At 62.2% G+C, this 14,870-nt stretch carries 16 protein-coding genes; 4 read left to right on the top strand and 12 right to left on the bottom strand.

Going from position 1 to position 14,870, the window contains the following annotated elements:
• Window positions 1–11: 11 nt before the first annotated feature.
• From AIOL_RS04340 to AIOL_RS04375, 10 genes are all read right to left on the bottom strand, one after another.
• Window positions 12–1,268: an NAD(P)/FAD-dependent oxidoreductase gene (locus AIOL_RS04340; protein ID WP_049641976.1), complete on the bottom strand. Its 1,257-nt coding sequence runs from the start codon at window positions 1,266–1,268 to the stop codon at window positions 12–14.
• Window positions 1,269–1,280: 12 nt separating this feature from the next.
• Window positions 1,281–1,607, bottom strand: coding sequence for a c-type cytochrome (locus AIOL_RS04345; protein WP_049641741.1), 327 nt, complete (start codon window positions 1,605–1,607; stop codon window positions 1,281–1,283).
• Entirely contained in the window at window positions 1,604–2,809 is a 1,206-nt protein-coding gene (locus AIOL_RS04350; protein ID WP_049641742.1) for a c-type cytochrome, read from the bottom strand. The genes AIOL_RS04345 and AIOL_RS04350 overlap by 4 nt, the downstream gene beginning before the upstream one ends.
• Window positions 2,793–4,049 carry a sulfite dehydrogenase gene (gene soxC / locus AIOL_RS04355; protein ID WP_049641743.1) on the bottom strand — a complete coding sequence of 419 codons (1,257 nt, stop codon included), beginning with the start codon at window positions 4,047–4,049 and terminating at the stop codon, window positions 2,793–2,795. The genes AIOL_RS04350 and soxC overlap by 17 nt, the downstream gene beginning before the upstream one ends.
• A gap of 67 nt (window positions 4,050–4,116) precedes the next feature.
• A complete protein-coding gene (gene soxB, locus AIOL_RS04360; protein WP_049641744.1) occupies window positions 4,117–5,814 on the bottom strand; it encodes a thiosulfohydrolase SoxB in 1,698 nt (565 codons plus the stop codon).
• A gap of 48 nt (window positions 5,815–5,862) precedes the next feature.
• Window positions 5,863–5,985, bottom strand: coding sequence for a hypothetical protein (locus tag AIOL_RS26090; protein ID WP_268760175.1), 123 nt, complete (start codon window positions 5,983–5,985; stop codon window positions 5,863–5,865).
• A gap of 27 nt (window positions 5,986–6,012) precedes the next feature.
• The gene (gene soxZ / locus AIOL_RS04365; RefSeq protein WP_049641745.1) at window positions 6,013–6,342 is read right to left on the bottom strand and encodes a thiosulfate oxidation carrier complex protein SoxZ; all 330 of its coding nucleotides are present in this window, start codon (window positions 6,340–6,342) and stop codon (window positions 6,013–6,015) included.
• A gap of 53 nt (window positions 6,343–6,395) precedes the next feature.
• On the bottom strand, window positions 6,396–6,806 hold the full coding sequence (locus AIOL_RS04370; RefSeq protein WP_049641746.1) for a thiosulfate oxidation carrier protein SoxY: 411 nt from the start codon (window positions 6,804–6,806) through the stop codon (window positions 6,396–6,398).
• Window positions 6,807–6,831: 25 nt separating this feature from the next.
• Window positions 6,832–6,966, bottom strand: coding sequence for a hypothetical protein (locus AIOL_RS26095; protein WP_268760176.1), 135 nt, complete (start codon window positions 6,964–6,966; stop codon window positions 6,832–6,834).
• Window positions 6,967–7,127: 161 nt separating this feature from the next.
• Entirely contained in the window at window positions 7,128–7,868 is a 741-nt protein-coding gene (locus AIOL_RS04375) for a cytochrome c biogenesis CcdA family protein (protein ID WP_049641747.1), read from the bottom strand.
• A gap of 81 nt (window positions 7,869–7,949) precedes the next feature.
• On the opposite strand from AIOL_RS04375, the gene AIOL_RS04380 reads away from it, so the two are divergent.
• From AIOL_RS04380 to AIOL_RS04395, 4 genes are all read left to right on the top strand, one after another.
• A complete protein-coding gene (locus AIOL_RS04380) occupies window positions 7,950–8,312 on the top strand; it encodes a hypothetical protein (protein WP_152912350.1) in 363 nt (120 codons plus the stop codon).
• A 5-nt stretch (window positions 8,313–8,317) separates the two neighbouring features.
• On the top strand, window positions 8,318–8,695 hold the full coding sequence (locus tag AIOL_RS04385; protein WP_049641749.1) for an ArsR/SmtB family transcription factor: 378 nt from the start codon (window positions 8,318–8,320) through the stop codon (window positions 8,693–8,695).
• Window positions 8,696–8,729: 34 nt separating this feature from the next.
• Window positions 8,730–9,785 (top strand): YeeE/YedE family protein, encoded by a 1,056-nt coding sequence (locus AIOL_RS04390; protein WP_049641750.1) that lies wholly within the window; start codon window positions 8,730–8,732, stop codon window positions 9,783–9,785.
• Between the two features lie 706 nt (window positions 9,786–10,491).
• Entirely contained in the window at window positions 10,492–11,658 is a 1,167-nt protein-coding gene (locus AIOL_RS04395) for an MFS transporter (protein ID WP_049641751.1), read from the top strand.
• On the opposite strand, the gene AIOL_RS04400 is transcribed toward AIOL_RS04395, so the two are convergent.
• Both AIOL_RS04400 and AIOL_RS04405 read right to left on the bottom strand, forming a co-directional pair.
• The gene (locus AIOL_RS04400) at window positions 11,642–12,997 is read right to left on the bottom strand and encodes a M81 family metallopeptidase (protein ID WP_049641752.1); all 1,356 of its coding nucleotides are present in this window, start codon (window positions 12,995–12,997) and stop codon (window positions 11,642–11,644) included. The two genes, AIOL_RS04395 and AIOL_RS04400, sit on opposite strands and share 17 nt — an antisense overlap.
• Window positions 12,994–14,826 carry a beta-N-acetylhexosaminidase gene (locus AIOL_RS04405; protein ID WP_160314405.1) on the bottom strand — a complete coding sequence of 611 codons (1,833 nt, stop codon included), beginning with the start codon at window positions 14,824–14,826 and terminating at the stop codon, window positions 12,994–12,996. Before AIOL_RS04405 ends, AIOL_RS04400 begins: the two co-directional genes overlap by 4 nt.
• Window positions 14,827–14,870: the final 44 nt, after the last annotated feature.

Genomic DNA, 14,870 nt, shown 5'->3' on the forward strand with positions numbered 1-14,870 from the left:
TGATCCGTTGTTTAGCCGAACATGTCCGCGGTGATGCCCGCGTACCAGCCCTCGGATTCTTCGTAGGTGGCCTTGCGAAGCGCCGCATCTTCGCCGGTCTGGCTGACGAAGCCGTCGATCTTGGCGATCTTCTCCTCGGTGGCCTCGTAGGTGGCCCCGACCTTGACGCCGTCATTGGTGTCGATCAGCGACCAGCAGGTGTTCGAGAACCTGGCAGGGAAGACCGTCGACCCGGTCAGCGCGCCGCGAACAGCATTGGCGCAGACCTTGGCCTGAGAGTTGGCCGAGAAGCCCGATTTCGGCATGTCGCCCTGGCTTGACGCGTCGCCCAGCACATAGACATCCGGGTCGGCCTTGGTGGACATATCCGCGGCGTTCACCGGCGCCCAGTTGCCATCGGTCACGCCCGCGATCTCGGCGATCCGGCCCGCCTTCATCGCCGGGATGACGTTGCACACGTCCGCCTGCACAACCTCGCCGTCGATATCGACGGTCATCGCGCCCGGGTCGACCGAGACGTTCTCGCCACCGAAATCCGGGCCCAGGCGTTCAATCATCCCGCCATAATGCTTCTCCCAGCCTTCCTCGAAGAGACCCTGCTTGGAAAACTTCGGCTTTGGGTCCGCAATGATGATCTTGGCTGTCGGGTTGTTGGCCTTCAGCTGATGCGCCACCATCGAGATCCGCTCGTAGGGTCCAGGGGGGCAGCGATAGGGGTTGGGCGGTGCCACCATCACATAGGTGCCGCCCTCGGGCATCGCCATGATCTGCGCCTTCAGAAGCTCGGTCTGCGAGCCCGCCTTGTACGCGTGCGGCATGGCGTTCTGCGCGCTCAGGTCCCAGCCGGGCACCGAGCCGTCGACAAAATCGATGCCGGGCGACAGGATCAGCTTGTCATAGGGCATCGAGCCGCCACCGGCGAGCGAGACAGTCTTGCCCGCGCGGTCCACGTCAACCGCCCAGTCATGCACCACGTTCACGCCGCTCGCGGCGAGCCCGCCATAGCTGTGGCCGATATCGTCGATCTCTTTGAACCCGCCCAGGTAGAGGTTCGAGAAAAAGCAGGTGTAATAGGTCCGCGTCGGCTCGATCAATGTGACGTCAACCGCGCCATCGCTGTCCTTTGCAATATAGCGCGCGGCGGTGGCCCCGCCCGCGCCGCCGCCCACAACCACCACGCGCGGCCTGCCGTGCCCGGCCGCATTCACCATCGGCGCGGCCAGCGTCGCCGCCGTCGCGCCCAAAAACATACGTCTATCCAGTTTCATCATAGGTCCTCCCTAATTTCCCTCGGTTCCGAGGGTCTCAAAATATGCGGACAGGGCCGCAATTTCGTCATCGCCCAGGCGCCCGGCGATCATCTGCATCGTCGGGTTCTTCAGGGTCTTTGCGCGGTAATCATGCATCACGTATCGGAACGTCTCTTGGTCCCAGCCGGTGATCGCGGGGATCCCGTCCCCGCCGCCATCTGGCTTGTGACAGCCGGTGCATTCACCGGCGAGGTATGTGCCGTATTCCACGTCGCCTTCGATCTGGAAGAGCACCTCCGGCGGGTCCTCAGCCCATGCCGGCGCGGCCAAGAGCCCGGCGATCAGCGCGGCCCTCATTGCGACACCGAATTGAGGTAGGCGATGATCGCCTTCAGGTCCTCATCCTCTTTGATGCCACGAAAGCTCATCTTGGTTCCCTTCAGATAGCCCTTGGGATTGGCGAGGAAGCTCGCCAGAGTTTCTGCGTCCCAGGTGACGCCGCTCTCAGACATGGCCGGTGAGTATTTGAACCCGTCGACGCCCCCAGCCCTGCGGCCCAGGATGCCGTTCAGATGCGGGCCCGAGCGGTTCTTGGCCCCGTCTCCGACCTGGTGGCAGGCCTTGCATTTCTTGAACACCGTCTCTCCGGTCGCAATCAGCGCCGCATCCCCGGCGGCCTGCTCGGCCCCTTGCGGGTCCTCCTCGGCAGGTGCGGCCATAGACGCATGCATCTCACCCCGCATCGCCGGGTGCATGTGCTCGTCCAGGGGCGTCACGTTCACCATCGAGGCGCGGCGGGTGATTTCGACGCTGTCCTTGCAGTTCTCCATGCAGGGCTCAGCGCGCCAGGCGGCGTATTCCAGCCCTGGCCGGTCATCGATGACGAAGCCGTCGGTGTTGTGCATCTGCACAGCGGTGAAGTTCTCATGGCTGAGGATGAACGCCTCGTCCTCAACGATGTCGTTGGAATAAAGGATATAGGCGACGATGGCATAAGTCTCGTCCGCGGTCAGCGTCTGCGCCTCGCCAAACGGCATCGAGCGGTTCACATAGTCCCAAACGGTCGAGAGATAGGGCCAGTAGGAGCCCACCGTCTTCACCGGGTCCTCATCCGCCAAGGTGTCGAACCCGCCCGCCAGCACCGGCCAGTTGTCCACGCCCTCGGCGAAGTCGCCATGGCAAGAGGCGCATTTATCCGCAAAGACCTCCTCGCCCGTCAGCACGTCGCCGGAGCCCTCGGGCAGGCCGCGCCCGTCGGGCAGCACGTCCACATCCCAGGCGGCGAGCTCTTCGGGATGCGCGGCGCGACCCAGGCCGAGCGGTCCTGTGGCGGCGGGCGCAGGCGCGGTCAAAGAGGTCACCATGGTTGCGGCGTTGGCCTCGACCTCGGCCATCTGCGCGGACAGCGCCTCGACCCGCGCCTCTGAGGCCATCGCGGCCCGCAGGGCCGCCGCTGCCTCTTGCGCCTTGTAGCTGCGGGTCGACAGCCCATAGGCCACGCCCAGCACAATGCCCGTCACGCCGAGCGCGGGCAGGAAGATGCTAAGAGGTTTCGACATTCTCGGCGATCCCTTGTTCGTTCACGGCCCAGGTCTGGATGCAATTGTTGTGGTAGACGGCGTTCTCGCCACGCATCTCGCGCAGCTGCGCCTTGGTCGGCTGCACGTATCCGGTCTCGTCCATGGCGCGCGATTGCAGCAGCATCGGCTGCCCGTCCCAGATGGTGTCCAGATAGAACCGGGTCAGCGCTTTGCTGTCGCCCTGCTTGCCCAGACGCGCGGTCTCCCACGTCATGCCGCCATCCTTAGAGACGTCCACCCGCGTGATCTGGCCGTGCCCCGACCAGGCAAGGCCAGAGATCACCAAGGGACCCGGCCCGTGCTCTATCGGCATCTGGGGGGAAGGCGAGGTCACAACCGACTTGGCGTCCATCACCCAGGTCCATTTCCGCGCTGTGCCGTCCTCGTAGACATCGGTGTATTTGCTGGTCTCTTCGCGGCTCTCTACCGCGCGGTCCACGACCTCGATCCGGCGCAGCCATTTGACCCACATGTTGCCCTCCCAACCGGGCACGACGAGGCGCACCGGATAGCCATGCTCCATCCGCAAGGCCTCGCCATTGGCCTTGAAGGCCACCAGGCAGTCATCCAGCGCCTTTGCCATTGGGATCGAGCGCCCATTCGAGGACGCGTCCGCCCCCTCGACATAGACCCAGAGGTCGTCATCCATCTGCGCGCCCGCCTCGGCCAGCAGGCTGCGCAGCGGGATCCCGGTGTACTCCATGTTGTGGATCATGCCGTGGGTGAACTGCGCGCCGTTGAGCTGCGCCCCGGCCCATTCCATGCCGGTATTGGCGGCGCATTCGCAGAAATAGACGTGGTTTTCGCGGGGGAAGCGCTCCAGGTCGGCATATGTGAACACCAAAGGCCGGTCCACCAACCCATTGATCATCAGGCGGTAGTCGGGCTTTGATAGCTCTATTGCGCCGGAATGATGCCGCTCAAACGCGCAGCCCTGCGGGGTGATCGTGCCGTCCAGGGCGTGGATCGGCGTGAAGTTGATCGAGCTGATCGGTGACGCGGTCAGCCATTCCACATTGCGGCGGCGCACATCCGCTTCAAACCGGATCGGCAGGCCATAGGGCGTCTCGTCGACGCCCGCGCCGGTGTAGCTGGCCCAGTCCTGCACATCGGTGATGAGCGGATCCGGCTCGTTGGCGGCAGCGGACGCACCGGTCGCGAGGCCTGCGGTGGCAACGGCGCTGCTCTTGAGAAACCCGCGGCGGGTTGTGTTGCTCATGTCGCTCTCCTGTCGCGCGCCGGAAACTTCAAAAGTTTCCGGGACGAATTCTTTTTAAGAATTCGGTTCACGTGATCACCTTAACGCTGTTGTTGGGGGCCGCCGTGATGGTGCCCTGCTTTTTGATGTGGCTCTCGACCACATCCCAGATCGGCGGCCCTTTGGTGCCCTCGTTCACGCTGGCCCAGCCCGCGACCACGTAGCTTTTGGCCGGGTCGATCCGCTCGCCGGTGCCCAGCAGGGTCATGTCGGAGATGCGCGCGCCTTGCGGTTTGGTCACATCAATCGCGTAGCCAAGACCGCCGGTGCGCACCATGTCGCCGCCCTGCTGGAAGAACGGGTCCGGGTTAAAGATGTTGTCGGCCACGTCCTCGAGCACCAGATGCAGGAACGCGCCGGTGAATTCGGTGCGATAGGCCGCGGGATAGGTCATGGAGGTCACGTTCCAGATGTCCTCGCGGGTGATCTCTTGGCCCGGCAGCATAGAGGGGCCCCAGCGCACGCCAGGCGACAGCGCGATCTCAGCATCGCGCTCCGACAGGAGCGCATCGCAGATCAGGTCATCCCAGGTGCCGTTGAAGTTGCCGCGCCGATAGAGCGTGGCGTCGGTGCGGCCGATGACCTCGCGCAGCGCCGCCTCATGAGGATCGCGCTCATCGGCGATGAGCGCCGCCACCTCTGCGTCAGGGGCGATCACGTCCGAGAATACAGGGATCAGCTTGGTACGGTAGCCCATCATCCCCCCGTCGCGGATGTCCAGGTCGCAGCGGGTCACGAACTTGCCGTTCGACCCGCTGGGCAGGATCACCGTCCCCGCCACCAAAACCGGCTCTGGCAAGGCGTCATGGGTGTGGCCCGACAGGATCACGTCGATGCCGGGCACCACCGCGGCCATCTTCTTGTCGACGTCAAAGCCGTTATGGCTGAGCAGCACCACGCAGTCCGCCCCCGCGTCGCGCAGCTCTTCAACCATCTGCGCCAGGTGGTCCTGACGCAGCCCGAAGGAGTATTCCGGGAACATCCATCTGGGGTTCGCGATGGGCATATATGGGAAGGCCTGGCCGATCACCGCAATCTTGGCGCCGCCGCGCTCGAAGAACGTGTAGGGCGGGAACATCTCCGCCGCCTGCTCGTCCCATTCCTTGTCGAATATGTTCTGCCCCAACACAGGGAAACCGAGGCTCTCCACAATCTCGTGCACCCGGTCAGAGCCCAGCGTGAACTCCCAATGCAGGGTCATTGCATCCGGCTTCAACGCGTTCATCACATTGACCATGTCCTGGCCCTGGCTGTGGTAGCAGGTGTAGCTGCCATGCCAGGTGTCGCCGCCATCCAGCAGGATCGCGTCGGGCCGGTCGGCGCGGATGGCGTTGATCACGGTGGCCACCCGGTCCAGCCCGCCGACACGGCCATAGCCCTGCGCCAACGCCGCGAAGTCGCCCGAGGACAGGGCATAGTGCGAGGGCGAGCCATCATTGATCCCATAGAACCGCCGGAAATCCGCGCCGGTCAGATGTGGCACCGCGCCTTTGTTGCCGCCAACGCCCAGATTCACCGAGGGTTCGCGGAAATAGATCGGCTTCATCTGCGCGTGGATGTCGGTGACATGGATCAGCGAGACATTCCCGAACGTATCGAACTGCAAAAGCTCGTCCTGCGTCAGCTTTTGCTGCGCCGCCAGCCGCGCCCAATTGCCAAATCCCGAACCGCCATAGGCCGCTGCGGCGGCCATTCCCACTTGCAGGAAATCACGGCGAGAGATCATAGGATCCAACCCTTGCTACAACGCGCTATTATATGCGCATTTATGAATTCATATGCGGTGAAAAAGCCCCGCGAAATCATCCACATCGGCATGGCAGTCAGAGCAGGCCTCGCCCGCCAGGGCCCCCGTCGCGACAAGCGCGGCAAGGGCAAGGGTAGCGACTGTCTTCATTGGCTTCCTCCCCCCTGTGGCGTCGTCCTACCCCATTTTCACCGGCTTTTTGGTCTCATAGACGTCGCCGTCATCGTCGTACCAGGTGAAGTGGAACTCGCCCTCTTCCGGAACAATCGCATCGAACTGGAAGTACGGATTGGTCGAAATCGCGGGTTCCAGCGCAACGTCGATGACGCTCTTTCCGTTGAATTCGGCCGTAAAGCGATTGATGATCGAGCGCGGAATGGTGTTGCCGTCGGCGTCTTTGCGCTGTCCGGATTCCATCTTGTGGCTGATCAGCGTCTTGATGGTGATCGTCTCGCCGACCGCTGCCTTTTTCGGGACTTTCGCGCGAGGCTTAACTCCAGATGCCATCTCAATTCCTCCAGTTTGTTGCCCTGTAGCATTGCTGCATGCGGGCCTGCGCCTTAGCCGCCGCAGCCGCCGATTGTGACCTTCACCGCCGCCTGAGACATCGTGTAGGTGCCGTCCGCCATCTTCGCGACGGCGACTACGTTCTGGGTTTTGGCCAGGCGAACACGGGTGGACGCGGACTTCGAGGGGCTAAGCTCGCCGAACGTAAACACCGCAACATTGGGCACCGGGTTGCCGTCCGCATAGACGGCGACCGCCTCCGCGCCGGGTGCTTCGATACCAATGGGAACCGTATTGCCGTTCTCGGCGATTTCCGGGGCGGTGATCGTGATGCCGCCTTCAGAGACCTCTACGCCGCCGGTGAATCCCATGATGGCGTCGGTGGCCGCGAATGCAGAGGCGCCGCCGGCCACCGCAATGGCGCTTGCGCCGATGGCCAACATCTCTCGTCTCGATAGTTTCATCTTGTTTCCTCCAAAACCGTGCCGACTATTCGTCGGTGAGCGGCGCGGCCACCGCGTCGTATTCGTCGAATTGCACTTCGGTGGGTGGTGCGTCACCGGTGGATGCTGACGTCGCTAATACCACCAAGGCCGAGGCTGGCCCGAGGTATGGCTGCATCATGAGTCCTCCCTCCTCACAGTTTTGTGAAGAGTAGCCGCGGAGCGCGCGACTCGCAACAACAAATTCATTTACATGAATTTATAAGGACTACTGCCCGATACCCGGAGGGGTCGATCCGGTCGCGGTCAGCAGTGGCAATGGGCGTCTCATAGGTGTCCCCCCTAACCGATGGATTGGAACCAGGGGATGGTCTGAAGCATCCACTGGGCGATGATGTTGACGGAGTTGGTGGCGATCAGCACGCCGAAGAGCACCAGCAGCGCGCCCATGAGCCTCTCCACCAGCCCCAGATGGCGGCGGAACCGCGCCATGAACCGCATGAACGGCCCGACGAACAACGCCGCTACGATAAACGGCGCCGTCATCCCCGCACCGTACACAAACAGAAGCGCCGCGCCCTGCTGGGCCGTGTCCTGCCCGGCGGCGGTGAAAAGGATGGCCGCCAGGACCGGCCCCACGCAGGGCGTCCAGCCAAAGGCAAAGGCCATGCCAATCACGAAGGCCCCAACAAGGCTGACATTGCTGGTGCTGCCCGCATCGGTGCGAAACTGGCGGTAAAGCAGGCCGATCCGAATGATGCCGAGGAAATGCAGGCCCATCGCAATGATGATCGCCGCCGCGACCCAGCGCAGAATGTCGAACCATTCGCGCACGATCTGGCCAAAGACGCTGGCGGTGGCTCCCAGCCCCATGAATACAGCGATCACCCCCAGCGAAAACAGCGTGGCCGTGGCCGCCGCGCGCAGCCGGACGGCGCGGGTGATCTGCGCCTCTGCGCTGATCTGGTTCATGCTGACGCCCGCCAGATAACTTAGGTAGAAGGGCACAATCGGCAGGATGCACGGCGACAGGAAGGACAGGAGCCCCGCAAGCAAAGCGCCATATGCTGTGACATCAAACACAAGGGCATCCGCAATCTTGAAGAATTCAAATATTAGATTATGATCTTGGCGTCACGCAGGTCAATCAGAGGGTGTGAATTCGTGGTCCGTGCTTTTCTGATCTCCATCCTGGCGTTCTTTCCCATTGCTTCAAAGGCCGACGCGGTTCTGCTTATGGCGCAAGAGCCGGGGTGTTATTGGTGCGAACAATGGGACAAGGAGATCGGGCCGATCTACCCAAAATCGGCCGAAGGCCGTGCGGTGCCGCTCCGGCGTTTCGATATCCTCGATCCGCCGGATGACGTAATTCTTGCGCGCCGGGTCCACTTTACGCCCACATTCATCCTTGCGATTGATGGCGTGGAAACCGGCCGCATCGAAGGCTACCCTGGCGAAGACTTCTTTTGGGGGCTGCTAGGAAATATGTTAAGTGATGCGCAAATTGCGCTAGAACCACTAGGATAAGATTGATGAGTATTGAGCCGCAGCACAGCGAAATTCACAAAAGCCGCCTGCCGGTTTTCAGCACCGACATGTGCGCCGAGGACATGGAGAAAATGGTGAAGAACGCCGAGCGCGCCTCGGCCTTTCTGAAGGCGCTGGGGCATGAGGGGCGTCTGATGATCCTCTGTCATTTGGCCTCGGGCGAGAAGTCCGTCACCGAGTTGGAGGACCTTCTGTCATCCCGGCAGGCCGCGGTGTCGCAGCAATTGACGCGGCTAAGGCTGGAAGGGCTTGTGAAGCCCCGGCGCGAGGGCAAGGCGATCTACTATAGCTTGACGGATGACCGGGCGCGCCAGATCATCGAAGTCGTCTATGATCTGTTCTGCCGCGAAAGCCATTCTTGACCGGACCGGGTGAGCCGATGAGGGGGGCGCGGCAATGCTGGATACCTTGGGTGAGGCCAACACAGCGGCCCTGATCGGGCTGGTCGGAGGGCTGATCCTTGGGCTGGCGGCGCGCCTCGGGCGGTTCTGCACCCTCGGCGCGATAGAGGACTTCCTCTACTCCAGCGACGACCGCCGCTTGCGCATGTGGGGCCTTGCCATCGGCGCGGCGGTCATATCCACGCATCTCGCAATGTCGCTTGGCGCGCTTGACGGCGCGGAGACCGCTTATCTTGATCGGGTCTGGAACCCGCTGGCAACCGTGGTCGGCGGGCTGATGTTTGGCTACGGCATGGCATTGGCCGGCAATTGCGGCTACGGCGCGCTGGCCCGACTTGGAGGCGGTGATCTGCGATCCTTCGTGATCGTGCTTGTCCTGGGGTTGTCGGCCTATTTCGTGATGTCGGGGCCATTGGCGGAATTCCGGGTCTGGCTCTTCCCCGTCGTCGTGGACACCCAAGCCCCCCAGGGCGTCAGCCAGTTCGCTGCCGTGCGCTGGGGGGTCGACCATGTGACGACCGGGGCTTTGGTTGGCGGATCACTGATGGCGGTCTCCCTTGCCAGCAGGAGAATGCTCGCATCACCCGAACATATCTTCTGGGGCGTCGTCGTTGGGCTGGCGATCACATCGGGTTGGGTCGGCACCTATTGGGTCGCGGTTACAGGTTTCGAGGTGGAGCCGATTGAGACCCACAGTTTCGCCGCCCCGATCGGCGACACCATATTCTATTCGATGACCGCCTCGGGCAACACCTTGTCCTTCAGCGTTGGTTCGGTGGTGGGCGTGGTGGCCGGCGCCTTTATTGGGTCGATCCGAAAGGGCCATTTTCGGTGGGAGGCCTGTGAGGATCCAAGAGAACTGAGGCGCCAGATCCTAGGCGCGGCCCTAATGGGCCCAGGCGCGATCCTCGCCGTGGGGTGCAGCGTCGGGCAAGGCCTTTCGGCATTCTCTGTCCTGGCCTTCAGCGCCCCAATTGCCTTCATTTCGATATTTCTCGGCGCGATGCTCGGCCTCCGGCAACTCATAGTCGGTTTCTCACCGGCAGAATAGCGGCCCGCTCAAGGAGCTGACGCGACGACAGAAGGAAATTAAGCGTCTCCGCCGCGCCCGACCCGTCCACTTCACCACGCTCGACGGGGCGACACCGAACCGCGCCGCAACACTGCGCCAGCCTTCTCCCGAACGCATCGCAGCAACCACCCGCTCTATCAGATCGTCCGAATTGGCTTTCGTCATCCATGCTGGCCTCCCACTCCAGTACGGATTCTGAATCGCCATCGAACCAAGATGGGCATCCCAATTAGCTTCAGAAAAAACCTAGACGCTCTAGGTTTGACAAAATCCTAGTCGCGAAAATGCCTCGGCTTCCAGACGTCACTAGAGGCATTCGCTCAACAACTCGGTGTCGCGCTTGAAATGTGAATCCAGCCCCGACCTCATTGATCATATCGATTTATGCGATGGTCGAGCAGATTGCGGTGTCGCGCGGGGTTAACCCCGATGAGCCAGGACATCTCAAGAAGGTCACGAAAACGGCAAGAGTAATCCAACGCGCGCGGTCGTGGCGTCACGGTGATGCGTTTGTCCCATAGGGCTTCGGTCGGTTCCTTCGGAAGCATCAAACCACAAGAATATGAGATTAAATGTCGGTACGCATAGCCCTGCAATTGATGATAAAGATCCGGGATTATGGCCATAACTGCGAACAGAATTGGTTCAGCTGTTCATTATGCAAAGGCTCAAGTAGTGAGGCAGTATGACACCTCAGAACAACGACCACACCACATTTCTCCGTATCGGCGACATTACCGCGACGCGTTGGATTTTCCTGTTGCAGCCGCTTGTCCTGGGTGCATGGTTCCCGCGCATCCCGCAAGTGCAGGCCGCGCTGGATCTGAGCGCGGGACAGTTGGCTTTTGCCTTGATGGGGATGCCGGTGGGGTTGCTGATTGCGCTGTTCTTTGGCGGGCGCCTGGCCGAAGCGTTGGGGACGCGCGCTTTGCTGACCTGGGGGCTGCTGGCTTACGCTTGCCTGATGCCCTTGCCCGCTTTTGCCATCAGCGGACCAAGCCTTTTTGCGGCGCTTTTGCTGGCCGGTTTGGCGTTGGCGCTGGCAGAGCTGGGGTTGAACGTCACGGCATCGCAGGTTGAGACACGCGCAGGCAAACTGATCATGAATGGCTGCCATGGGTTTTGGAGCGTCGGGGTCCTAATCGGCAGTGCCATCGGCGCGCTTTGCGCAGCTCTGGATATCGCACCCAACCTGTCGCTGGTTGGCCTGTCGGCCTTGTCTGTCGTGCCGCTGATCTGGGTGGCGCGCAGCATCACAAACTATGCCGTACCGGCTGAGGAAGACACCAAACCAGGTCTGCGTGGGCTGTCGAAACCGTTGATGTTCATCTCATTTTTCGCCTTCGGCGTGGCCATGACAGAGGGAGCCATGGCCGATTGGTCGGCGGTTTACCTGACGGATGCGTTTGCAGCCTCACCGGGCATAGCGGGGGCGAGCTATACCGTCTTTGCGCTCTTTGTGGCGACGGGGCGGTTTCAAGGCGATGGGCTAAAGGCACGTTTTCCCGTGGAGAAACTGGCACAAACCTTTGCGTTGATCGCGCTGATCGGGTTGGCGCTGATGTTGCTGAGCCCGTTGGTCTGGCTTTCTTTTCTGGGGATCGGGCTGCTGGGCTACGGGGTGTCCTTGGGCTTTCCTTTGGCAGTCAGTGCCGTAAGCGCCCTACCGGGTCGCTCAAGCGCAGCCAACGTCGCTGTCCTGACGCAGATCACGCTATGCGGGTTCTTGTTGGGGCCACCGATGATCGGGTTGATCGCAGACGCCACCAACATGCGCGGCGGATTGGCAGCACTTGGCCCGTTCTTGATCCTTGTCCTGCTCCTTGCGCGGTACCTTAAGCCCCGTGACTGAATGGCCAGGTGCCGGCAGGGCGGTATCTGTTCTCCAGTCTCGAGACATCCTGCAGGACCGCGCCATCGGTCAGGGCCATAATACTGGTGCGCGACAAGGCGCGCAGTTCAGGCACCAGATAGCCGGATTTGACCACCAGCAATGACACCGCATCCAGATCAAGGCCAAGCGTCTTGAAATCGTCCAGCATATGGAACGGTCGGCGGCGCTGAGTGACCACGACCCGGACCCCTTGGGATGTCACAACCGCGACATCCTCAAAAAGCCTGCAATCCTCGACTGGCAACACAAGCTTTGGTCCCCCGCCCCCCAATGTCCCGCCAAGGGTAATCTGGGTTGCTCCGCGCATAAGCTCGTCAAACGCCACCGGGTCCGCGATCCCTGCAACCAGCACAGAGGTCAGGCCCTTCTCCAGCACGGCCCGCAGCACATCTGCGCGGTCTCCGACCCCCCCGGCCGTCGGATTGTCGCCGCTGTCTGCAAGGATGGCCTGGGTCCCCGCAACACGGTCCAGCGCCTCTTGCAGGGGGGCGGCGTCCATGTCGTAGGTCAACTCATCACGCTTGCTCAGATAGCTTTGGGCAATCTCATCTGCCACCTGCTGCCCCGCGACAGGATCGGTGGCCGTAACCACGGCGGCGGCGGTGGCGCGCGGGCTGTCGGCCCAAACGTATCCGATCATCAGATTGCTGTCGCAGATGCCCGCGCGCGTGTCAAAATCAGGGAGCGCGGCATAAAGCGCGTCGCAGGGCGACACGAAGGTCGAGGACATCTCGCCCGACACCAACAATGGCACGGGTGTCCAACAGACCGTGCTGCGCGTCCCGCTTTTCAAAGAATCGGTCAGCATGAGGGCCGCACGCGCATGAGTTTCCTCCACATCGATATGCGGGGCAGTGCGGTAAGAGGCAAAGGCATCGAGCGCCTCGACGATCTGCCCCGTGACCTGCCCGTGCAAATCAAACGAGGCCGCGATTATGACCTCCGGTCCGACAAGGCGGCGTATATCGGCGATAAATGTGCCTTCCGGATCATCAATCCCGGGCACAAACATCGCGCCGTGCATAAGCAACAGAACGCCATCCAACGGGCCTGCATCGGCCAGTGCGGCCATGAAATCCGCCATTTGCGCGGCGAAAGTGTCTGCCGCAACCGGCCCACCGGGCACGGATCGGTCTTGAAAGAGCGGCACAGCCTCAATCCCCGCGCCGGCGAAATCAAAGGGCACCATGTCCAACAGCGCTTGCCCCGTTACGCGGGTGAAGTCCGACTGAGTTTGCTCCAACGGCGAATAGCTGGAACATTCCGTGTGCAGCCCGCCTATCGCTACCCGCCTCATAGCTGCGGGGCCAGGCGGGACAGCGCGGCAAAGCGCGGCCAGGATTTGGCGGATTGCGGCGTCCATCCCGCTTCGGCCACTGCGGCCAGGCGCGGGAACGCGACGGTGTTGATACGGGCGGTTGTGTCGAGATACTCGCTCCAGATCGCGGCCTGCACACCCAGCAACCGGCCTGGCCCGTCCGGCAGCCCGTCCCCTGGGTCATATGCGTAACAGGCCTCGGGCGTGGAGACACCAGCCCAGGAAATGCCGCAAGCGTCCCAGCCATCACTTTCGATCATGTCGAGGTAATAGGCCTGCCCCGGCGTGGCGACCACGTCATAGCCCTGCGCCATCAGCTCGGCGGTTTTCTCTTTGCTGCGCCATGCAAACAACAATGCGGTATCGGGCAAGATTCCCCCTCCTTCGGCGGCCTCATCCCACGCGGCGATCCGGCGGCCCCGCGCGGCCAGATGGCCCTGAATGTCACGTAAGAAATACGCCTGCATTTCATGGGTGCTTGCCAGCCCATGTTCTGCCGCGAAGCTTTGCGCGGTGGGCGATTGTTCCCAAGCGGCAAGGTCCACCTCATCCGCACCGACATGGATGGTGTCGAAGGGGAAGAGGTCGATCGCCTCATCCAGCAGTGTTTTGGCCACCTCATAGCTGCGTGGCAGACCCGGGTTGAGAGCATTGTTGGTGAACCCCTGCACCGACCGGTAATACCCGTTGGGTTCCTGCGGGTCGCGCAGGTCCGGGATGGCGGCGATGAGCGATGCGGAATGGCCGGGCATTTCGACCTCTGGCATGACATTGATCCCATGTGTTTCGGCATGTTGCAGCACCGTGGCGATGTCGTCCGCGCTAAAAAACCCGGCCTGCCCACCGGGGCCATCACGATATTGCGGCGCGAGGGCTGCGTCTTGAGCGCGCGTGGCGCCGATTGTGTTAAGCGCCGGATAGGCGCTCGAAGGCATTCGCCAGCCTTCATCATCAATCAAATGCCAGTGGAACCGGTTCATGCGCAGCCATGCCATGATGTCCAGCAGGCGCAGATGTGTGGCCACCGGATGGAAATTTCGGGCAACGTCCAGCATCAGCCCCCGCCAGCCAAAGCGCGGCGCGTCTGTGATCTGACCCGATGCCGGAAATTGGAACCTCCCATCGCTTCGCGCAGCGTGGGCGATCTGAGCGAGGGCGATCAGCCCGTGCTGTTGCGCGGCCTCTCCGTGGTGGGTCAGCGTGATGTCATCCGGGGTGAATTTCAGGCGATAGCCCTCTGCAGGCAGGGAGGCATCTGCACGCACCGCCACCGGCCTGCCGGCAGAAAACGAAAACGGCGCAGGGGCATCTGGAAACAGCCTGCGGTGTAGCGCCGCTACGATCTGAAAGGCCTCGCGCGGTGCACCCGGCGCAGGTTGCAACTGCGGCGCCTCCGCCCAATCAGCGACCTCAACCTCTGAAGGCCAGGGCAACAGGCCAAGCGGCAGGTCGATCTGCCCTTCCGGCCAGAGCTTGCCACCACCACGTTTAGTGCCATCCGGCGCTTCCAGATCGTCCAGCGTGGCCTCGATGCAGCTTCCGTCACGTTCAACAATCCAGGCGGTCAACACGCCTTGGCTGCGGGTGCGTGCGCCATAGATCAGCCCGGTCAAGGTCAGGTTCAGACACCCGCCCGCCGGGATGTGCGCGTCAGGCACGAGGGCTACAAAGCTGCCCTGATTGCGGATCACCGTCCCGCCGGTGACCTCCGAGGTTTCATCTATCCGGCACAGAGAGGTGTAACATATCTGCGTCGGGCGCAGCATTTGGTCCGACAGGTTGTGCAGCGTCAGTTTTAGCGTGCCCAAGGTGCCTTCTGGCTCCGGCGACCAGCTTTGAGACAAGTGCAAGG

The sequence above is a fragment of the Candidatus Rhodobacter oscarellae genome (assembly GCF_001078595.1).
GTDB lineage: Bacteria > Pseudomonadota > Alphaproteobacteria > Rhodobacterales > Rhodobacteraceae > Rhodobacter_B > Rhodobacter_B oscarellae.